This window comes from Mesorhizobium sp. M7A.F.Ca.US.002.01.1.1 (genome assembly GCF_004022955.1).
Classification (GTDB): Bacteria; Pseudomonadota; Alphaproteobacteria; order Rhizobiales; family Rhizobiaceae; genus Mesorhizobium; species Mesorhizobium ciceri.
Map to the genome: position 1 here is coordinate 1 of NZ_RZQE01001030.1, position 541 is coordinate 541.

1 pseudogene is annotated in these 541 nt (G+C 62.3%); it reads left to right on the plus strand.

The features are described 5' to 3' along the window. Positions 1–327 (plus strand): annotated as a pseudogene (locus EN932_RS37540) (3-oxoadipyl-CoA thiolase); the annotation flags it as partial. Positions 328–541 lie beyond the last annotated feature (214 nt).

Genomic DNA, 541 nt, shown 5'->3' on the forward strand with positions numbered 1-541 from the left:
ATCATGGGCATCGGCCCGGTGCCGGCGACGCAAAAACTCTGCGCGCGGCTTGGCCTGACGCCAAAACAGTTCGACGTCATCGAGCTCAACGAAGCCTTTGCCTCGCAAGGCATCGCCGTGCTGCGCCAGCTCGGCATTGCCGAGGACGCCGAACACGTCAACCCGAATGGCGGCGCCATCGCGCTCGGCCATCCCCTGGGCATGTCGGGCGCCCGCATATCCGGCACGGCGGCGCTGGAGCTTCGCGAGCGCGGCGGCCGGTATGCGCTTGCTACCATGTGCATCGGCGTCGGCCAGGGCATCGCGATCGCGCTGGAACGGGTCTGATCGGCAAGTCTCTCCGGCTGACTTCGAGAATCCGGTGCGGTCAAATTTGACCACGTGGACAAAAGTCCGGACCCGTTCCATAGTTCCTCGTCTGATTTTTAGAACAGCCGGCTCGACACGGCTGTCGAACAGAGGGGAATACAATGGAAAACCGAAAGAACAGATTTCAATCCGCACGCGAAGGGCTTTCGCGGCGCAATGTGCTGGAGTTGGG